General features: G+C 39.1%; 14 protein-coding genes. 10 read left to right on the top strand and 4 right to left on the bottom strand.

Annotated elements, in window-relative coordinates; all coding sequences use genetic code 11:
* Nucleotides 1–89: 89 nt before the first annotated feature.
* Nucleotides 90–1,403: an MFS transporter gene (locus ACMKPP_RS09315; RefSeq protein ID WP_287529327.1), complete on the top strand. Its 1,314-nt coding sequence runs from the start codon at nt 90–92 to the stop codon at nt 1,401–1,403.
* A 146-nt stretch (nt 1,404–1,549) separates the two neighbouring features.
* Complete coding sequence (locus tag ACMKPP_RS09310; RefSeq protein WP_287529329.1) at nt 1,550–2,167, top strand: SAP domain-containing protein; 618 nt, start codon at nt 1,550–1,552, stop codon at nt 2,165–2,167.
* A 158-nt stretch (nt 2,168–2,325) separates the two neighbouring features.
* Here ACMKPP_RS09310 and ACMKPP_RS09305 read toward each other — a convergent pair whose 3' ends face one another.
* Both ACMKPP_RS09305 and ACMKPP_RS09300 read right to left on the bottom strand, forming a co-directional pair.
* Nucleotides 2,326–2,745, bottom strand: coding sequence for a hypothetical protein (locus tag ACMKPP_RS09305; RefSeq protein ID WP_004695292.1), 420 nt, complete (start codon nt 2,743–2,745; stop codon nt 2,326–2,328).
* Entirely contained in the window at nt 2,745–3,668 is a 924-nt protein-coding gene (locus ACMKPP_RS09300; protein WP_008602616.1) for a LysR family transcriptional regulator, read from the bottom strand. The genes ACMKPP_RS09305 and ACMKPP_RS09300 overlap by 1 nt, the downstream gene beginning before the upstream one ends.
* Nucleotides 3,669–4,054: 386 nt before the next feature.
* Between ACMKPP_RS09300 and nifJ the strand changes: the two genes are divergently transcribed.
* The 3 genes from nifJ (at nt 4,055) to ACMKPP_RS09285 (ending at nt 10,854) form a co-directional block, all read left to right on the top strand.
* Nucleotides 4,055–7,591, top strand: coding sequence for a pyruvate:ferredoxin (flavodoxin) oxidoreductase (nifJ, locus tag ACMKPP_RS09295; protein ID WP_004696929.1), 3,537 nt, complete (start codon nt 4,055–4,057; stop codon nt 7,589–7,591).
* Nucleotides 7,592–7,848: 257 nt separating this feature from the next.
* Nucleotides 7,849–9,465, top strand: coding sequence for a methyltransferase regulatory domain-containing protein (locus ACMKPP_RS09290; RefSeq protein ID WP_418369643.1), 1,617 nt, complete (start codon nt 7,849–7,851; stop codon nt 9,463–9,465).
* Between the two features lie 360 nt (nt 9,466–9,825).
* Nucleotides 9,826–10,854 (top strand): helix-turn-helix transcriptional regulator, encoded by a 1,029-nt coding sequence (locus tag ACMKPP_RS09285; protein WP_418369642.1) that lies wholly within the window; start codon nt 9,826–9,828, stop codon nt 10,852–10,854.
* 47 nt (nt 10,855–10,901) lie between these two features.
* Here the strand turns inward: ACMKPP_RS09285 and putP are convergent, their stop codons facing one another.
* The gene (gene putP, locus ACMKPP_RS09280; protein ID WP_105086975.1) at nt 10,902–12,389 is read right to left on the bottom strand and encodes a sodium/proline symporter PutP; all 1,488 of its coding nucleotides are present in this window, start codon (nt 12,387–12,389) and stop codon (nt 10,902–10,904) included.
* 316 nt (nt 12,390–12,705) lie between these two features.
* Between putP and recQ the strand changes: the two genes are divergently transcribed.
* The 5 genes from recQ (at nt 12,706) to ACMKPP_RS09255 (ending at nt 20,171) form a co-directional block, all read left to right on the top strand.
* Complete coding sequence (gene recQ, locus ACMKPP_RS09275) at nt 12,706–14,574, top strand: DNA helicase RecQ (RefSeq protein ID WP_418369641.1); 1,869 nt, start codon at nt 12,706–12,708, stop codon at nt 14,572–14,574.
* A gap of 124 nt (nt 14,575–14,698) precedes the next feature.
* Nucleotides 14,699–15,490, top strand: a complete 792-nt coding sequence (locus ACMKPP_RS09270; protein WP_024061610.1) for a thymidylate synthase — start codon at nt 14,699–14,701, stop codon at nt 15,488–15,490.
* A 131-nt stretch (nt 15,491–15,621) separates the two neighbouring features.
* Nucleotides 15,622–16,116 (top strand): dihydrofolate reductase, encoded by a 495-nt coding sequence (locus ACMKPP_RS09265; RefSeq protein WP_418369640.1) that lies wholly within the window; start codon nt 15,622–15,624, stop codon nt 16,114–16,116.
* Nucleotides 16,113–18,428 carry a Tex family protein gene (locus ACMKPP_RS09260; protein ID WP_418369639.1) on the top strand — a complete coding sequence of 772 codons (2,316 nt, stop codon included), beginning with the start codon at nt 16,113–16,115 and terminating at the stop codon, nt 18,426–18,428. Before ACMKPP_RS09265 ends, ACMKPP_RS09260 begins: the two co-directional genes overlap by 4 nt.
* Before the next feature lie 258 nt (nt 18,429–18,686).
* Complete coding sequence (locus tag ACMKPP_RS09255) at nt 18,687–20,171, top strand: aldehyde dehydrogenase family protein (RefSeq protein ID WP_418369638.1); 1,485 nt, start codon at nt 18,687–18,689, stop codon at nt 20,169–20,171.
* Nucleotides 20,172–20,234: 63 nt separating this feature from the next.
* Here ACMKPP_RS09255 and ACMKPP_RS09250 read toward each other — a convergent pair whose 3' ends face one another.
* Nucleotides 20,235–20,810 (bottom strand): hypothetical protein, encoded by a 576-nt coding sequence (locus ACMKPP_RS09250; RefSeq protein ID WP_418369637.1) that lies wholly within the window; start codon nt 20,808–20,810, stop codon nt 20,235–20,237.
* Between the last annotated feature and the right edge of the window lie 231 nt (nt 20,811–21,041).

Below are 21,041 nucleotides of genomic sequence, written 5' to 3'. Positions count from 1 at the left end.
CTATACTCTATAAAATTCCATTGACAGAGGACGTTTGTTCTTTTAAGATGGTAAAGTATGTAATATTTTAATAAGCAGAAAGGAATTATATGAACTCATCTACACCAGAGCCTCAAAGTGGGGACATCAATTTCAAAGATTTTACGAAACGTCGTATGCTTCACGTAGTCTTACCATTGTTTATTGTTTCTATTATTGCCTTCCTGGATCGCGTTAACATTGCCTATGCAGGCTTGACTATGAAGGAGAATTTACCATGGTTGACGCCAGAAGTATTTGGTATGGGGGCAGGCATTTTCTTTATTGGTTATGTTTTGTTTGAAGTGCCTGCATCTTTAATTGCAGCTCGTTGTAATGCTATGCATTGGGTGGCGCGTATCATGTTTAGCTGGGGTCTCGTATGTATTCTTATGACGACGATGACCACTGAGTTGGAATTTTATGTTTATCGATTTTTACTTGGCCTATGTGAGGCTTCTTTATATCCTGTAGTTTATTCATTACTCATTCCAAATTGGTTCTTGCCAAAGGAGCGCGCGAAGGCAATCTCCTTGATGTTGACGTCTTTATTGTTCTCTAACATCATTGGTGGGCCATTGGCAGGTATTTTGTTGGATACAACTTTCTTTGGTCTACATGGTTGGCGTACACTCTTTATCGTTGAAGCCATTCCTGCCGTGATCTTTGCGTTTATTTTCGCATTCTGGATGAAAGAGCGTCCTGAACATGCATCTTGGGTAACTGATGCAGAAAAGGTATATATTAAAGCTGAACTTGAAAAGGAAGAGCAACAAAAGCAAGCCATAAAGAAATATACTACTTGGCAAGCGTTAAAAGACCCAAAAGTATTGCGTTTAGCGTTAATCTATTTCTTGTGGGTTATTGGTTTCTGGGGCTTTAGTTTCTGGATGCCTCAAGTTCTTAAAAGCTTATCTGGATGGCCACCAAGTGTGGTAGCGTGGTCTATTGCTATTCCAATGACAGCAGCCTTACTTGTACAAATATACTGTGGTTACTCTTCTGAAAAGCGCAATGAAAAACGTTGGCATGTTGCTACTACATTGTTCATTGGTACTATTGGTTTCTTAGCAACACCACACAGTCCATCTCCAGAAGTTAGCTTATTCTTTATATGCTTAACTGCAGTAGGTGTTTACGGTGGTATGGGTGTATGGTGGACCATGCCAACAACCTTCTTATCTGGCGCTGCTGCAGCGGGGGCGATGGGACTCATTAACTCTTCAGGTAACATGGGGGGCTGGGTAGGTCCTTATATGCTTGGATTCATCAATGGTCACACAGGTAGCTTTGCTTATGGTTACTATGTAATGGGGGCTTGTATGTTCCTTGCTGGTTTATTAATTTTGACACTTCCAAAATCTATGGAGCATAAAGAGGATTAAGTAGAGCTATATTATAGATAACTAGATTATAGACAACTTAATAGGAAAATATTTAACGAATGCTTCAATGGTGTGATTTTGGGTACTATTCAATTTTATGTTACAATTTACAAAATAGTATTATTTAAACTTGAGGAGGCAGAATATTGAAAGAGTGTAGACCTAAGTTTGATGAAATTACATCGTTTGATGAATTTAAAAAATATTATTGGTATCGTGATGAACTTTCACAAATATGTAAATCATTAGGATTAGAATATAGGGGAATAAAACAAGAACTCAATCATATTATTGAGCAGTACTTTAAAGGCAATTTAATTAAAAAATCATCAATAAAAAATAGAAAAAAACAAGTGGAAAATATTACTCTAGATACACCATTACTTGAATGTAATTTTTCTTTTAATACGAAGTTTAGAGAATATTTTTCTGATTTAACAGGTGTTTCACGATTTAAATTTAATGCTGATATGGCTACTGCTTGGAGAAAAGTAAAAAGTGAAAAAAATATTAGCTTTACCATTGGAGATTTGCTGAAAGTATATTATGGTGAATCAGATTATGCAAAGTATGACAATTCGGCTTGTCAATGGAATCAATTTTTTAAGGATTTTTGTGCAGACGAATGTAGTGGCAACTATTCGAATAAATTAAAAGTAGCATCTATTATTTGGAAAGAAGTTAGAGATTCAAAACATGAAAAAATTTATTCAAATGATCTTTTAACTGAATATGCATATAAATTAGAAGCGTATCGCAAGTAGAAGTAACTTGTCATTGCAGAGACGTATGGGAAAACTAGTAATTAAATCTATAATAGAATAATGATAAAAGCACCTTATATCCTATGAAAAGAGTCATTTGTGATGACTTTTGTAGGTATATAAGGTGCTTTTATTTATTCTTGATTTCTTTATTGAGTTTATTTTGTTACATCAGGCACTTTCCCAGGATTCATATCGAGATTTAGATCTGTGGATTTGAATGGGTGTGGGTTTGCCTCTGGTGGTTGTACTTTGAGTTCTGGATGTAACCATTGTAATTGTTTTAGTTCCCAGTCGTACTTGGCACCGTCATTTTGTAGTTGACGAATATCTTTTAGGATTTCGTCTAGTTGGTCGCTATGCTTATTAGCCATCCCTTCAAGAATGTAAAGACGACCTGCTACACTGTCGATGGTAGAGCCATCGTGGTCTTCATCGACACGCCATTGTAATTCAGAGATTTGTATTTGCTGGAATATGATAACGATAACCAGCACAATGATAACGCCCCACATGGGAGCTTCTTTAGCTTTCAAAAGGGCTCGCAATTTAGATGCGAGCCCAGATGGTTTGTTCATTATTGACGATCCTCGAGTTGTAATCCAGGTAATGGTAATTTGGAGTTTACGAAGTCTAACCACAAGCGAGAAGCGTGGGAGAGGTAATGACCCTTTTTCCAAATTACATAAAGGGTATGAATAATTTCAGGTACGAGAGGTCTTACGACAACCTTAGAACCAACCTCCGTATTTTCACCTACCTCAGGGCAGAGGCGAGATGGTAATAATGCGATAGCAAGGTTTGCACTAACCGTTTGTAACATGAGATCACGTTGGCTCGTTTCAAACACGATATGCGGTTGGAAGCCGGTGTGTTTACAAGCTTTGATGATTTCATCATGTAAGTTGAAATCGTCTTTATGCAATACAAAAGATTCATCGGCTAGCATTTCTAAGCGAATTTCTTTTTCTTTTGCCAAAGGGCTAGATTTTGGAATGATAACGGATAGTGGGTCACTTGTAAGGTAGAAAGATTCAAATTCTTTAGGGTTTGGTTTAGTACAGATGATGCCAATATCAATTAAACCTTCCTGAACGCTGATCTCAACCTTTTTAGAACCTTGTTCGTAGAGTTCCAATTCGATTTGTGGATATACTTTTTTAAATTCACCTAATAACTGGGCAAAAATGGGAGCATCAGTAATTGGTGGAATACCAATTCTGATGGAACCTTGTTCCAAACGAAATTCGTTTTCAAAATCAGTTTTTAGATGTTCAAACATAAACACAACGCGTTTAGCGTGGGTTAAGAAGATGGTACCCCCATCAGTAAGTTCTACAGATTTAGCATTACGCATGAAGAGAACAACACCAAGTTCGTCTTCTAAAGCTTTAATTGTACGGCTGATTGCAGATTGGGAGATGTGTAAATTCCTTGCAGCCTTACTAAAGCTTTTTTGATCAGCTACTTCAACGAAGTATTTCAAATGATGAAAATCCATAATTAACCCCCTAAAAATAAAACTTGGTTATAGGACGTGACCTAACTAAATGAGAATAGTTATTACTGTAATGCAATTAGCTATTACTTTATGTAAAGCATGGATAGCAATATTGGCAAAGCGACAGTCACTGTATGTGTTGCGTTGATAGGGCCCAGCACGTTATAATTAGCATATAGGGCTATATCAAGTTATGATATTAGGAATTATGGTTGTGCCCATCACAAAAAAGTATGCTCACACATAATGCCATATTATATATAACATATATATTATTGCATTATTTTTTCATGTGCGCAAGTTTGTAATGGTTGTTATTCCTAAACATAATGATAGATTAAGCAAGTGTTCTATTTTTGCTAAATGCTTAAGGAGGCAATAATCACATGAGTCGTAAATTTAAAACTATGGACGGCAACCAAGCGGCTGCTCACGTTTCTTATGGTTTTACAGAAGTTGCTGCGATTTATCCAATCACTCCATCTTCTCCAATGCCAGAACACATTGATGAATGGGCTGCATCTGGTCGAAAAAACATCTTCGGCAACACTGTTCAAGTTGTAGAAATGCAATCTGAAGCAGGTGCTGCTGCTGCAACCCATGGTTCTTTACAAGCTGGTGCATTAACAACAACTTTCACATCTTCCCAAGGTTTGTTATTGATGCTTCCTAACTTATATAAAGTAGCAGGTGAATTACTTCCAGGTGTATTCCAAGTAGCTGCTCGTGCATTGGCTGCACATGCTTTGGCTATCTTTGGTGACCACCAAGACGTAATGGCTGCTCGTGCAGCTGGCTGTGCTATGTTAGCTGAATCCTCTGTACAAGAAGTAATGGACTTGTCCGCTGTAGCTCACTTGACAGCTATTAAAACTCGCGTGCCTTTCATCAACTTCTTTGATGGTTTCCGTACATCCCACGAAATTCAAAAAATTCAAATCTGGGACTATGAAGATTTAAAACCATTGGTTGACATGGATGCTGTTAAAGCTTTCCGTAAAAATGCTTTAAATCCAGATGCTCCTGTAACTCGTGGTACTGCAGAAAACCCTGACGTTTACTTCCAACATCGTGAAGCATCCAACAAATTCTACTTGAACGTTCCTGACGTTGTAGAACACTACATGAACGAAGTTAACAAATTGGCAGGTACTAACTACCAATTGTTCAACTACCATGGTGCTCCTGATGCTACTGACGTTGTTGTAACTATGGGTTCTTCCGCTCAAGTTGTAGAATCCACTGTGGATTACCTCAACAAATTGGGTCGCAAAGTTGGTTTTATCAACGTTCATTTGTTCCGCCCATTCGCAACAGATCGTTTGTTGAAAGCTCTTCCTAAAACTGTAGAACGCATTGCAGTTCTTGACCGTACTAAAGAACCAGGTGCTTTGGCTGAACCATTGTTCTTAGACGTACAAGCAGCTGTAGTTGACGGTGGCCGTAATGTAAAAGTTATCGCTGGTCGTTATGGTTTGAGCTCCAAAGACGTTATCCCTGCAGACATCGTTGCTGTATTCGATAATTTAGCTGCTGAAAATGGTAAGAAATTCTTCACATTGGGTATCAATGATGATGTTACATTCTTGTCCTTAGATCGTGCTGAAGGCGTAGAAGTTGAAACTCCTGGTTTGACTGAATGTAAATTCTGGGGCTTTGGTTCTGACGGTACAGTAGGTGCGAATAAATCCGCTATCAAAATCATTGGTGACCACACTGATATGTATGCTCAAGCATACTTTGACTACGACTCCAAAAAATCTGGTGGCGTAACAATGTCTCACCTTCGTTTTGGTAAAAACCCAATCAACTTGCCTTACTTGATTACTGAACCTCAATTCGTAGCATGTCACCGTCAATCTTATGTACATGAATACGACTTGATTCGCGGCATCAAAAAAGGCGGTACATTCTTATTGAACTGTACTTGGTCTCCTGAAGAATTGGATGAACATTTACCTGCTAAATTACGTCGTCAAATCGCAGAAAAAGAATTGAACTTCTACATCATCAATGCTGCGAAAATCGCTTCCGAAATCGGTTTGGGCGGTCGTATCAACATGGTAACGCAAGCTGCATTCTTCAAATTGACTGAAATCATCCCTGTAGATGATGCTGTTAAATACCTTAAAGAATCCGTAGTAACTTCTTACGGTAAAAAAGGTCAAAATATCGTTGACATGAACAATGCTGCTATCGATCAAGGTGTTAACGCTTTGGTAAAAGTAGATGTTCCTGCTAGCTGGAAAGACGCAGTAGATGATGGCAATCATGCAGTTAAACCTGGTTGCGAATCTTGCCCATCCTTCGTTCAAAATATTGCACAACCAATCAATGCACAAGCTGGTTATGATCTTCCTGTATCCAAATTCTCTGGCTATGAAGATGGTACATTACCTGCTGGTACTGCTAAATTCGAAAAACGCGGTCCTGCATTGTTCGTTCCAAAATGGTTGCCTGAAAACTGTATTCAATGTAACCAATGTTCCTTCGTATGTCCTCATGCTACAATTCGCCCAATTTTGGCAACTGAAGCAGAAGTGGCTGCGGCTCCAGAACATTTCGATACAATCCCTGCATTGGGCGCTAAAGACCTTCAATTCCGTATCGCTGTATCCCCATTAGATTGCTTGGGTTGCGGTAACTGTGTTGATATCTGTCCAGCTCCTAAAGGCAAAGCTATCGTGATGACATCCATCGATACTGAAATCGAACAAGCTGAAGCTTGGAACTATGGTGTTAACCTTCCTGTAAAAGAAAACCCTATGAAGAAGGAAACTGTTAAAGGTTCCCAATTTGAACAACCATTGTTCGAATTCTCCGGTGCTTGCGCAGGTTGTGGTGAAACTCCTTACGCTAAATTGTTAACTCAATTGTTCGGTGACCGTATGATGATTGCCAATGCAACTGGTTGTTCCTCCATCTGGGGTGCTTCCATGCCTGCATCTCCATACACAACTAACCAACAAGGTCATGGTCCTTCTTGGGCAAACTCCTTGTTCGAAGATAATGCTGAGTATGGTTATGGTATGTACATCGGTGTTAAGAAAATCCGCCAACAATTAGTAGAATTGGCTGCTAAAGCAGTTGAAACTGCTACTGGCGAATTGAAAGACGCTTTAGAACAATGGATTGAATTTGCTAACCTTGGTGCAGCTACTCGTCAACGTTCCGAACGTTTAGTAGCAGCTATCGAAGCTGAAGGCGCTACAACTCCTGAATTGAAAGAAATTCTTGAGAAAAAACAATTCTTGATCAAACGTTCTCACTGGATCTTCGGTGGTGACGGCTGGGCATACGACATCGGCTTCGGCGGTGTTGACCATGTATTAGCTTCTGGCGAAGACGTAAACATCTTCGTATTCGATACTGAAGTATACTCCAACACTGGTGGTCAAGCATCTAAATCCACTAACGTAGCAGCAGTTGCTCAATTCGCAGCTTCTGGTAAACGTACTAAGAAGAAAGACCTTGGCATGATGGCTATGTCTTATGGTTATGTATACGTAGCACAAGTAGCTATGGGTGCAGACAAAAACCAATTGATGAAAGCTGTTACAGAAGCTGAAGCATATCCAGGTCCATCCTTGATCATCGCTTACAGCCCATGTATCAACCATGGTATCAAAGCTGGTATGGGTAAAGCTCAAGAAGAACAACGTAAAGCAGTTGCAGCTGGTTACTGGGATCTTTACAGATACAACCCTCAACTTAAAGAAGAAGGTAAAAATCCATTCTCCTTGGATTCCAAAGAACCAACTGAAAGCTTCCAAGACTTCCTTAAAGGTGAAGTACGTTACGCTTCCTTGGCTAAAGCAGCTCCAGACGTTGCAGAAGAATTATTCGCTAAAACTGAAAAAGACGCTAAAGAACGTCGCTTAAGCTATGTTCGCTTGCAAAAAGGTTTTGAAGACGTAAAATAATTCGTTATTTAACGACTGAGAACTATATGAGGCACCCTTTCGAGGGTGCCTCTTTTGTATGTAAATTTAGTTTTCTAAATATCATATTAAGTATCTTCCATAAATCAGTTATAGTGCTGGTTACTATTGTATTACTTACGTATTAACTGCTAAAAAAATAGGTAATATACTAGGAATTTGGTATAATGATAAGGAGTCATGCATAATTTTAGCAATACATATTTGGGATAATTCTAATATTAAATATAGAGGTACATATGGCTAAGGATAATACACAAATGACAACGGAAGACATGCAACAAACGATATATAAAGAGTTAGGCTATAAATCCTATCCATTTCCTTTTACGACGCCGGCCTATTTAGAAGCGTATGGCGCTCTTGTAGGGCTAAATACTCCACCTGCGAAGACCGCTCGCGTTCTTGAACTAGGTGCTACTTATGGCGGTAATATTATTTCTCAAGCCGTATTTAATCCAGAGGCGACCTTTGTAGGTATTGAGCTTTCACAAGACCAAGTAGAGAAGGGCAATCAAATCATCAGTGATGCCAAACTAGACAATGTATCCTTGATACAAGGGAACATCTTGAATTTTGAGGAATCTATGGGGACCTTCGATTACATTATTGCCCATGGATTCTACTCTTGGATTAGTGATGAAATGAAGGATAAATTGCTCAATATTATTTCTAATCATTTGGCGGATAATGGTATTGCCTATGTGTCGTACAATACGTATCCAGGCTGGCATACTATGGAAGAGGTTCGTCAGCTTATGCTATTTGCTAATCGTGATCAAGATAATTTGACTCATAAGGAAAAGGTATTGCGCGGGAAGACCGTAGGCAGTCTTGTAGGTGCTCAGATTCTTAACTATGATAATCTTAAAGAACGAAATAGTAAATTCCTTGGTGCATTGCGCTCTGTTATGCAAAAGGATGACTATTATGTAGGTCATGACCATTTAGAACCTCATAATGATCCATGCTATTTCTATCAATTCAATGATCATTTGAAAGCGCATGATCTTGCGTATGTATGCGATGCAGACCTTACACTATCTATGGTTCGTACCTATGATGAAAGTATTGCAGCTAAACTTGAGCAATTGGCACCTAATAGTCAAGTGGATCAAGAACAATATTTAGATTTTATACTAGATACGACATTCCGCAAGTCGATTATTTGTAAAGCTAGCGTTGCCAAAGATATCAACTTTGCTGTTGCAAATCCGGCTGAAGTGAATACAATTCCTGTACGTACTATTGTAAATAGCTTTGTTTTCCAAATTCTCTTTGATGAGGAAGCACTAGAAATGTTTGAAAATGTACTCGTAAGAGATACCTTCCAAGCGCTTATTAAAGATGGTGGTACGTTCAATATGATCGAGGCTCTAGCTATTTTAAAAGCAGCTCATGAGGCAGCTCATGCATCTGATGATGAATTAGAACCTGCTGTATGTAGCTTGTATCGTGCTGTAGTAGAGCATATGGTACGTGGTGGTATTCGCTTTTATAAAACATTCCCTGTAAAAGAAGAGTATATGGAGGGCTTATCTTATATACCTGCCCGTTTTACAAACTTTGTAAAAGCTATTGTTCATGGTGGCAGTGAATATATGTATGGAGCAGATATGTTCAATGATGCTATTGGTGATATTTCTGAAGAGGATTTATTATTTATGGAGTTGTTGAACAAACCAAAAGCGAAATCTACGGTAATTAAAAAGATTAAAGAGGCTCTCTTTAGTGCAGATCAGTCTCAAACTACAAAGCATCAAAATGCCATGGCTGAAGCTTTTTATAATGAATTAACAACGCGTATGGAACAATTAGGCTTTATTAGAAGTAAGAAAACAGGTAGTATTTCCTAAGTGATAGCTCCCTTTATTTGATTCTGTTGCTATGGGGCTGTATTATATTCTGCTGATTTTATAGCTAAAATAGAAACCCGTTACACTTATAACATATATATGTATTAAGTGTTAACGGGTTTTGTTTTATATAATTAAATTTACTTTTATTTTATATTTATTACTTTTAGTTATTTTATATTGCTGAAAAAGTATAGTAAATCGATAATTTTAATGAGGAAAAAATGAACCGTTCATGAAAGTATGGTATAATGTGTTTGGGTATTTTGTAAATATCATCCGATGTGTTGTGGATGATTCTATAAATTGTATTAGTTGATAAAGTTGTATTAATTGTATTATTTGTAAAAGGAGTCTTTTATGGCATCTAAAAAGGCAGTTCTAGTATACATACTAGAAATCCTGAAAGACGAAACAGATGCTAATCATACGTTATCTCAAGAGGAGATTCGCAGTATATTAGCCGAACGGTACGAGGTATCCGTCGATCGGAAAACCTTAGGCCGTCATTTAAATGATTTATATGAATCTGGAGATTTTGGTATTCAATGTGAAGAGTCTGCTGTGGGAGCAGATGGCACCATTCGACGTACTGATTTCTATATGATTCATACCTTTGAAGATTCTGAATTGCGGTTATTGATTGATGGTATATTGGCATCTCGCCATATTACTGCATCTCAACGTAAAGATTTAATCGGGCGTGTTGCAAAATTGGGGAGCTCCTATTTTAAGCCTCATGGTATTGATATTGAAAGTAATACGGAGTACCTTCATAGAAGCCAAGATTTATTTCTTAATATTGATCTCATAGAAGAAGCAATACAAAAGGGTAGAAAAATTTCGTTGGCCTATTGCCAACCAGATGTGGATAAGCGATTACACATTAATCTTGGGCCAGATCATAAGGAACGGAAGTATGTATTTAACCCATTCCAACTAGTAATGAATCGGGGACATTATTACTTGGTGGGGAATCACGAAAATTATGATGACATGTCTACATTACGTGTCGATCGAATTGCACATATTACGGTGCTAAATGAACGTAGAAAACCTTTACGGGAGATAAAGGGATACCAACAACAACATACCTTTAACGTGTCACAATACGTAAAGGAACATATTTATATGTTCGGCGGTGAATCTATTACTGTTACGTTTAAAGCTAAACGGTCCATCGTAAATCAAATTTTAGATTGGTTTGATGGCAATGTAGAGTTTACGAATATAACAGCCGATAATGTTGTATGTCGTGTACGTGTTAATCATGACGCCTTTAAATATTGGGCGCTCCAATATATGCAAAGTGTAAAAGTGCTTACTCCAGCCTCTTTAGTGACAGAGGTAAAAGCCGCAATTGAGGAAGGTTTACACCAATACTCATAAATAAAAAGCTAGTTGATCGATGAATCAACTAGCTTTTTTATATTTCCTTATAGAACATGCATTTTTTCTGCTTCTCTATAGTCTTTTAGAACCGGACGTGGAGGCAATTTACCCATGAGGCTCACAATATAGATTGCGATAGAAGAGAAGATGAAGCCTGGCACAATTTCGTATAGGCCAAAGAATCCAAATTGTTTCCAAATGAGTACTGTTAAACCACCTACAACAATACCAGCGATACAGCCGTGACGCGTCATGCGCTTCCAGAACAAAGAGAACAAGATGGCCGGACCGAAGGCTGCGCCGAAGCCTGCCCAAGCATAGGCTACCATTGTCAAAATATAGCTGTCTGGGTCCATTGCCATATAGATGGCAATCAATGCCACTAGAAGTACTACGATACGGCTTACTAATACAAGCTCTTTATCGCTTGCTTTTGGATGGATGATATTAGCATAGAAGTCATTAGAAATAGCAGAGGCTGTTACTAATAATTGAGCAGATGCGGTACTCATAATAGCGGCCAATACAGCAGACCAGATAAGGCCTGCTACAAATGGAGTAAAGAGCCGTTCAGTCATGATGAGAAATATTGTTTCCGCATCAGTGCCTACTAACTTATCTGGCAGCATGTAAACATGACCGATGAGACCTACTGCAATAGCTGCCATAAGGGATAAGATAACCCATACCATGGCGATGTTCGTAGATTTTTTAAGTTCTTTCGCATCAGAGATAGCCATGAAGCGCACTAAAATGTGTGGTTGACCGAAGTAGCCAAGACCCCAACCAAGAGAAGAAATTAGGCCGATAGCCCAAGTAAACCAATCAGACGGATTACCAAACAAGCTAAGTCCTTGTGGGAACTCATGTTGGATGAGCTGGAATGTTTCTATAAGGCCACCCATGTACATGGCTGCTGTAATTGGTACTGCCAAGATGGCAAAGAACATTAATGCGCCTTGAATACAGTCTGTCCAAGATACGGCGAGGAATCCGCCAAGGAAGGTATAGAATACGACGATACCAGCTGTGATAAAGAGGGATACGGTGTAATCAAGACCGAAGATAGTATTGAACAATTTGCCCCCTGCCACGAAGCCTGATGATGTATAAATCAAGAAGAAAATCAAGATAAATAAGGCGGAAATGACAGCTACCGAATGAGACTGATCGTGGAAACGATTCTTTAAATAATCCGGTAAGGTCAAACTGTCACTGGCTACCTCCGTATGGTTGCGCAGGCGTCTAGAAACGAATTTCCAGTTCGCCCATGTGCCTAATGTGAGGCCTACGGCAATCCACACACCAGAAATCCCCGTTGTATACGCTAGGCCCGGTACCCCCATAAGCATCCAACCACTCATATCTGATGCTTCCGCACTAAGTGCTGTAATCCATGGTCCTAATTGTCGGCCACCGAGGATGTAATCACCAATGCTGTTCGATTTACGATAATAGTAGACCCCGATATACATCATGAGCCCTAGATATAAGGCAAAGGCGATAATAATCATTAAGTTGTCTTGTGTCATGCCTATATAAGACCTCCTTAGGTTCTAGTTATATTCTATAGTATAGTAAATAATTTTTATTGTACCACATATTAGTACTTTAGAGGGTAAAAAATTAGTGATATCAATAAGATTCCTATATTAATTTAGGCTATATATTTTAGAGATACGCATTAGCTGATTACTTATGAAATCATATATTAATAAGCCCCATACCGAATGAAATATGATAAAATAAAAGAATGAAAAAACAATATTTCGTATTGAGTGTACGAAATATTTGTCAGTAGTAATCGAAATTAATACTTATATTTCTGGAACGTGAAAGGAGGACCCTATGGAACAACAGGTAGGCGGAAAACAAGATGTATCTAGACAACATCAAGTTGTGACGAAACAACAAGCATTGCGCATGTTGGAGACCTACTTTGGGTATACCTCCTTTAGACCAGCTCAAGAGGCTCCTATTGCATCCTTGTTGCGGAATGAAGATGTAATTGGAATCATGCCGACAGGGGCTGGGAAGTCTATCTGTTTCCAGATACCTGCGCTCTGTAAGGCGGGCTTGACTATTGTGTTTTCTCCTCTCATTTCTCTTATGAAAGACCAAGTGGATGGTCTTTTGGTGCAGAATATACCAGCAGCGCTCATCAATAGTACACTTACACAATCTGAGTTTAATAAGACCATGTACGAAGTACGCAGTGGTAAGATTAAACTCTTATATATTGCACCAGAGCGATTGAGTTCTAATTTTTTCTGTAATGTACTGCGAGCGTTACCGATTGCACAAGTCATTGTGGATGAGGCTCACTGTATCTCTGAGTGGGGTCATGACTTTAGACCATCTTATCGCCTTATCGGTGAGTGGCTCAATTCATTGCCAAAGAGACCTATCGTGGGGGCTTTCACAGCGACGGCGACGAAATATGTAGAAAACGATATAAAAAAATTATTAGGCCTAGATAAGGCTAATGTATACGTGACGGGTTTTGATCGGCCTAATTTATCCTTCTCTGTTATCCGCACACCAAAGCGGATGGATTACGTTGTCCACTATGTGCGTCAGCACGCTAATGAAAATGGTATTATCTACTGTGCAACGCGCAAGGATGTAGATCGTGTGTATGAAAATTTAACCCGTGCGGGAATCAAAGCTGGCCATTACCACGGGGGACTCAACGACGAGGTGCGCCGCGAAATGCAGAATGCCTACGCAGACGATAAATTGCAGGTTATGGTAGCGACGAATGCCTTTGGTATGGGCATTGATAAAAGTAATGTACGCTATGTGCTACATTATCAAATGCCGCGTAATATGGAATCCTACTATCAGGAGGCAGGACGAGCTGGCCGTGATGGGGCACCTGCTGAATGTATCTTGCTTTATAGTGGGCAGGATGTACAGGTTCATAAGTATTTGATTGAACAGTCTATCGAAACGCCGGAACGACAAAATGTGGAGCTACGTAAATTACAGTCTATGATTGATTACTGTTTCTGTAGTAATTGCTTGCGTAAATATATGCTTAATTACTTTGGTGAAAGTACCGTTTGGACAACTTGTGATAATTGTAGCTCTTGTAAGGGCTCTGCTGATAAGGTTAATGTTACGAAAGAAGCAAAGGCTATTTTCCGTGCCATCATGGGCACCGATGAGCGATATGGGGCATCAATGATAACCTCTATCGTCCGCGGAGAGCGAACGGATCGGATTATGCGTGCTGGTCATGATGCATTGCCAGTCTTTGGCTTATTGAGCAATGTAGATGAAAAATCTATTAAAGGGCTTATTCAACAGTTTGTGGCATCTGGTTACTTGCGCAGTTCGACTGGAAAATACCCTATATTATCCTTAACGGCTGGTGCAGAGGAAGTGCTAGCAGGTCATAAAGAGGTAGAGGAAATTAGACAATATGTGTCTGTGCCTTCTCGTACTAGTAAGTCTGCTGCCTCAGTGGTGCGAGGAAAATCCAGCTCTACATCGGGTGGCTTATTTGAACATTTACGTCAACATCGCAAACACTTGGCAGAAAAAGCGGGTCTTAGACCGTATCTTATCTTCCCTGACACAGTACTCATAGATTTGGCAAATTTACGACCTACAACATTAGGTGAGTTTGGCAATGTTAAAGGCGTAGGGGAAGCAAAATTAAAAAAATATGGACTTACCTTTTTACAGGCCATTGCAGAATATAAGGGATAATAAATTTTACTGTATATATGGTAGTACTGTATATTTTTTAGTATGATAGTACTATATATTTTAGTAAGATTATCAAGATATACATTAGTATTTTTGCTTATTATAAATAGATTTAGGGGGATAAATGAGCTTAGCAGATACACAATACCTCGGTATTATTGAAAATATTTTAGATCATGGCATTTATGGTCAAAATCGCACAGGCATTGCAACGTACAAATTGCCTCAACAAATCATGCAATTTGACTTGCAAGAGGAATTTCCAATTTTAACCACTAAATTTGTAGCTTTCAAAACAGCTGTAAAAGAATTATTGTGGATTTGGCAAATGCAGTCCAATGACGTGCGCAAATTGCAAGAAATGAATGTGCACGTATGGGATGAATGGATGCGTGAAGATGGTACTATTGGTAAAGCATACGGCTATCAAATTGCGAAGTACAAACAACTAGATAAGCTCATCAAAACGATTAAAGAAGATCCTGATAGCCGCCGAATGATTGTAACCCTTTGGAATATTGAAGATTTAGAGGATATGGCGTTGCAACCATGTGCGTATGAAACCTTATGGGATGTAGGGGATGGTTACTTGAACTGTATGCTCATCCAACGCAGTGGCGACATGGGGCTTGGCGTCCCATTTAACACGGCTCAATATGCGGCATTACAATGTATGATTGCTCAAGTAACCGGTCTAAAACCAGGTAAATTTACACATGTTATCAACAATGCTCACATCTATGAAAATCACGTAGATGCATTGCGTGAGCAATTAGCACGTCGTGAACAAGCGTTGCCTGCTCCAAAAATTATTGTGAATCCTGAGGTAAAAGACTTCTATGACTTCACACCAGAGGACATTACCTTAGATGGATATGAGCACCTTGGTAAATTATCCATGACTGTTGCTGTATAGCATTGTATTTATGACAATTGTTAAATAGCATAATATGTATGGCTATTGCTATATAGTATTGTGTTCATAGCCATTGCTAAATAGTATAATTTATGACTGTTGCCATATAGTATTAACTGAAAGAGGGCAGTATGTTAGCATTAATTGTAGCCGTAGCACATAATCGTGTAATCGGTAAAGATAATACTTTGATTTGGCATTTGCCAAATGATTTGAAATTCTTTAAGGAAAAAACAACAGGACATGTTATTATCATGGGCCGTAAGACCTTTGAAAGCTTACCGTTCTTGTTGCCCAATCGTGAGCATTGGGTAATTACTCGTGATAAAGGTTTTGATGCACCAGAAGGGGTTAAGATTTTCCATAACCCTGAGGCGGCTGCTGAAGCCGCACGTGCGCTTGATGCGGCCTACGTTATTGGTGGTGCTCAAGTATACGAGGCCTTTCTACCTTATGTAGATACTATGTATATTACTGAAGTAGACCACGAATTTGATGGGGATGCATTTTTCCCTGAATTCTCAGAGAATGCTTTCACCATCGAATCCGTTGTAGACGGCATTGTGAATGAAAAGAATCAATATCCTCATCGTTTTGTAACCTATCGCAGAAAGGCAGCTAAATGAGTGAAAGAATGTTTGCCCTTATTGGGAGTGAATTAAATGTTAAGCCAAAGCAGGTGCAAGCTGCCGTAGAATTGTTGGACGAAGGCAATACGGTGCCATTTATTGCGCGGTATCGTAAAGAGGTAACGGGCGAATTGCAAGATGAGCAATTGCGCACCATTGAAGAACGCATTAAATACTTGCGCAACTTAGAAACACGTCGCCAAGAAATCATTGCTTCTATTACAGAGCAAGAAAAGATGACAGACGAGTTGATGAAGTCTTTGGAAGCTGCTACAAAACTACAAGAGTTAGAAGACCTGTACTTGCCATATCGTCCAAAGAAACGTACGCGTGCTATGATTGCCCGTGAACGTGGTTTGGAACCATTGGCTGATATGATTATCAACGATACGGTTACCTCTGGAGATCCGTTAGAGATTGCAAAAGAATACATAACAGAAGAGGTTCCTACGCCAGAGGATGCCATACAAGGTGCTTCTGATATTGTGGCGGAAATCGTCAGTGATAGTGCAGACTTCCGGGCGTACTTGCGTAAGAAGATGTGGAATGAAGGCTTTATTCAAGCTGAATTGAGCGGTGAAGAGGAAGAACAACAACAATTCTTGCAATACGCTGAATATGCTGAGCCCGTACGTCAAATGCCGTCCCATCGTATTTTGGCGGTTAATCGCGGCGAAAAATTAGGTGCTTTAAAATTAGCTCTAACTGTACCAGGTGACACCTATGTTGCTTATATGTTACAAAAGTTAGAGAAAAATCCGAAGTCGATCTTCGCAGAGTATAAAGCGGCTGCTGTAGCTGATGCGTACAAACGTCTTATTTTCCCAGCTTTAGAGCGTGAAATTCGCAATGAATTGACGGAAAAAGCCGATGAGCAAGCTATCAAGGTATTTGGTGTAAATCTCAAAAATCTATTGTTACAACCACCATTGGCTGGACATGTTATCATGGGCCTTGACCCTGGTTACCGTACTGGCTGTAAAATGGCGATTATCGATCAACAAGGTAATGTGCTCGATTATGGTGCGTATTATTTAACAAATAGTGAAAAGCTTCGCAAGGAAGCTCAAAAGGTATTGGCTGATAAAATCCGTAAGTTTAAGGTTACTCTTTTATCTATCGGCAATGGTACTGCATCCTACGAAACAGAGCAATTTGCGTCTACTATGATTGAAGAGGAAAAATTAGATTGCCACTATATCATCACTAATGAAGCAGGCGCATCTGTATACTCTGCATCTAAATTAGCTATTGATGAGTTACCAGATTTAGATGTAACCATTCGAGGTGCTGTATCTATTGCACGCCGTGTGCAAGATCCATTGGCTGAATCTGTTAAAATCGATCCTAAATCTATTGGCGTAGGTCAATATCAACATGACGTAAACCAAAAACAATTGACTCATACTTTGGATCAAGTGGTTGAAACTGTAGTAAATCACGTTGGGGTAGAGCTAAATACTGCATCTTCAGCTATCTTGCAACATGTTGCAGGCATTTCTAGTGCGGTGGCTAAAAATATTGTTGCATACCGTCAAGAGAATGGTGTATTTAAAAGCCGTAAGGAATTGCTAAAAGTGCCTCGTTTAGGCCCTGCCGCCTTTACACAATGTGCTGGTTTCTTGCGCTTACAACATGGTAAAAACCCACTAGATAATACATCTGTTCACCCAGAGTCCTATGAATTGGCAGAGCGCATCATTGGTGAGTTAGGCTTTACCTTAAAAGACTTACAAGATAAAGCTCAATTAGAAGCGTTGCAAGTAAAATTACCTCTTGTAGATGCTGAGAAAATGGCTACTAAACTTGATGCGGGCGTGCCGACTGTTAGGGATATCTTAGCGGCTCTTGCAAAACCAGGTCGTGATCCTCGGGAAGATTTACCGGCTCCGCTTACTAGAAAGCACGTAGTGAGTCTAGAAGATATTAAAGTAGGCACCGTTGTAAAAGGCACCGTTCATAACGTAGTTGATTTCGGAGCTTTCGTAGACTTTGGGCTTAAAACGAATGGTTTATTACATCGCAGCGAGCTTTGCAACAGCCGTCAGCATCCATCTGATGTGCTTGCTGTAGGTGATATTATCGAAGCACAAATTATTTCTGTTGACGTAAAACGCAATCGCATCGGTTTGTCCGTAAAAGCATTGCAACCAGAAAAGCCGAAGAATAACGATAATAACCGTAATAGAAATAATAACGGTCAGCGTCGAAATAATGATAACCGAAATAATAACCGTAATAATGGTGGACGTCAAAATGAGAATCACAATAATGGCTCTCGTAATAATGGGAGTTGTCGTAATTCATAATTTAATAAAAGTCTAGTTAATCTACATTAATAGATTTTAAGTGATAGTCATTCTTGACTAAAAGTCATTATACTAAAAACCACACCCTCTATGGTCTTAGAGGGTGTGGTTTTTCTATATAGCTAAAATCTATGCATATTAATGCAGAATAGATATATCGAAAATAATATATCTGATTGAAAATTTTAGATATGAGGAGTATGATGAAATCAAAGAGGGGGAATTCCTAAATCATATTCCTAAAGAGGAGGTAATGCAATGAGCTTGAACCTTAAAGAAAGATATGGACTTTTAATTAATAATGAATGGGTAAAGGCATCTGACGGTGCTGAATTTAATGTATATAACCCTGCTAATGGCGAACAACTCGCTATCTGTGCAGAGGCGACGAATGATGATGTTGATAAAGCTGTAGAGTCTGCAACAGAAGCTTTCAAAACATGGAAAAAAGTATCTCAAGTAGAACGTGCCGATTATTTGTTAAAAATTGCGGATGCTATCGATGCGCATAAAGAACATTTGGCGCAAGTTGAAACATACGACAATGGTAAACCTATCCGCGAAACATTGAATGTGGATATTCCACTTGGGGCTGACCATTTCCGTTATTTTGCAGGCGTGCTTCGTTCCGAAGAAGGTTCTGCACAAGTATTTGATGAAAATACATTGAGCCTTATTGTGCGCGAACCAATTGGCGTTGTAGGCCAAGTTGTACCTTGGAACTTCCCATTCCTAATGGCCGCTTGGAAATTGGCTCCAGCTCTTGCAGCAGGATGTACAGTTGTTATCAAACCTTCTAGCCACACATCTCTTAGCTTATTAGAACTTGGCGATATTTTGAAAGAAATCTTGCCGCCAGGTGTTGTAAACATCGTAACTGGTAAAGGTTCTAAATCCGGTCAATATATCCTCGATCATCCAGGTTTCAGTAAACTTGCTTTCACAGGCTCTACAGAGGTAGGTCTTGATGTATATAAAGCAGCATCTGAACGCTTGATCCCTGCCACATTGGAATTAGGTGGTAAATCTGCGAATATCTTCTTTGAAGATGCGAACTGGAAACAAGCTCTTGATGGAGCAATGCTCGGAATCCTTTTCAACCAAGGTCAAGTATGCTGCGCTGGTTCCCGTATTTTCGTACAAGATACAATTTACGATAAATTCGTAGCTGAACTTGCCGCACTATTTGATAAGGTGAAAGTCGGGTTGCCTTGGGAAGAATCTACACAACTTGGCTCCTTGATTTACGAAGACCAAGTTAATAAAGTATTGAGTTATGTAGACCTTGCAAAAGAAGAAGGAGCTCGCATTGTAGCCGGTGGTGTACGTGTTACTGATGGTGAACTTGGTAAAGGTTGCTTTGTAAGACCTACACTTATTGTAGATGCTACAAATGATATGCGTGTAGCTCGCGAAGAAATCTTCGGCCCTGTAGCAGTTGTCATCAAATTCCACAGCGAAGAAGAAGTGATTGAACAAGCAAATGACAGCTTATACGGTCTTGGTGGTGGTGTATTCACTCAAAACATCAACCGTGCTATCCGCGTAGCTCGCGGTATCGAAACAGGACGTATGTGGGTAAATACATACAACTCTATCCCTGCAGGCGCTCCGTTCGGCGGCTATAAACAATCCGGTATCGGTCGTGAAACTCATAAGGTTATCCTTGAGCACTACACTCAAATGAAAAACATCATCGTAAACTTGAGTGATAAACCATCTGGATTCTACGATTTAGACTAATAAAATAGCAATCTCTCCAATAAACTATAACAAAGAGGCACCTCGAAAGAGGTGCCTCTTTTACTAATATTGAGATAGACGGAATATTTTTCTATACTCTTTTGGTGCATCAGAACCATCAGAAGGTTTTATAATAACTCTAATATATATATCTTCTTTGAAGTCTGGATATGTTGCTGCATATTCTTTGCAGAATTGATCCATTCGATTGTAAAAATTTGTTACATCTTGGTTTTGTATGGCCGAATAGGGAATAGGCATTTCAATATACAAAGAAGATGTATCGTATGTAGCATAGGATAACTCCTCTTCTGTTATATAGTTTTTCATTAATGGGAATGCAGTTATTAACGGGATGTTGGTTATCAGTATTCGCTCCACTTGTGGTACAACAGGTGCAGAGGTATGCAAGGCCTCAGATATTTCAATGGGCATTTGTGGATATTTGTCAAAGGTGACTTGCCATCTATTGTTCCTATGAGACTCTAAGTGATATGTTAGATTAGGATAATCCTCATTTATATATTGTTGTACCTCATCTTCACTATAATGTGAGAGAAGATGACAACCCGTTGTTAGTATGAGGGATAGTATAATCAGTGGCAATAATATAAATCGTTTTAGGGTAAAAGGTTTCATTGTATATTCCTTTTATACTACTTTAGGAAGTTTAGTAAATCGTAATTGCTTAACAGGTATTGTTTAATTTATTGGTGGAATTTTGGAGTACATTTTGGAGTACATTATTTTAATTATATTATATCTAAATTAAATGTTTACTCATATAGCTGATTTAATACCACACACCTCTCAATAAATCATAATAAAGAAGTAGCCCGAAAGAGGTGTCTTTTTTGTACTTAACAATAG

Source organism: Veillonella parvula (genome assembly GCF_048309325.1).
Lineage (GTDB): Bacteria > Bacillota > Negativicutes > Veillonellales > Veillonellaceae > Veillonella > Veillonella parvula_T.
The sequence above is the reverse complement of the archived record's forward strand: the minus strand, read 5'-3'. Positions and strand labels throughout refer to the sequence as shown.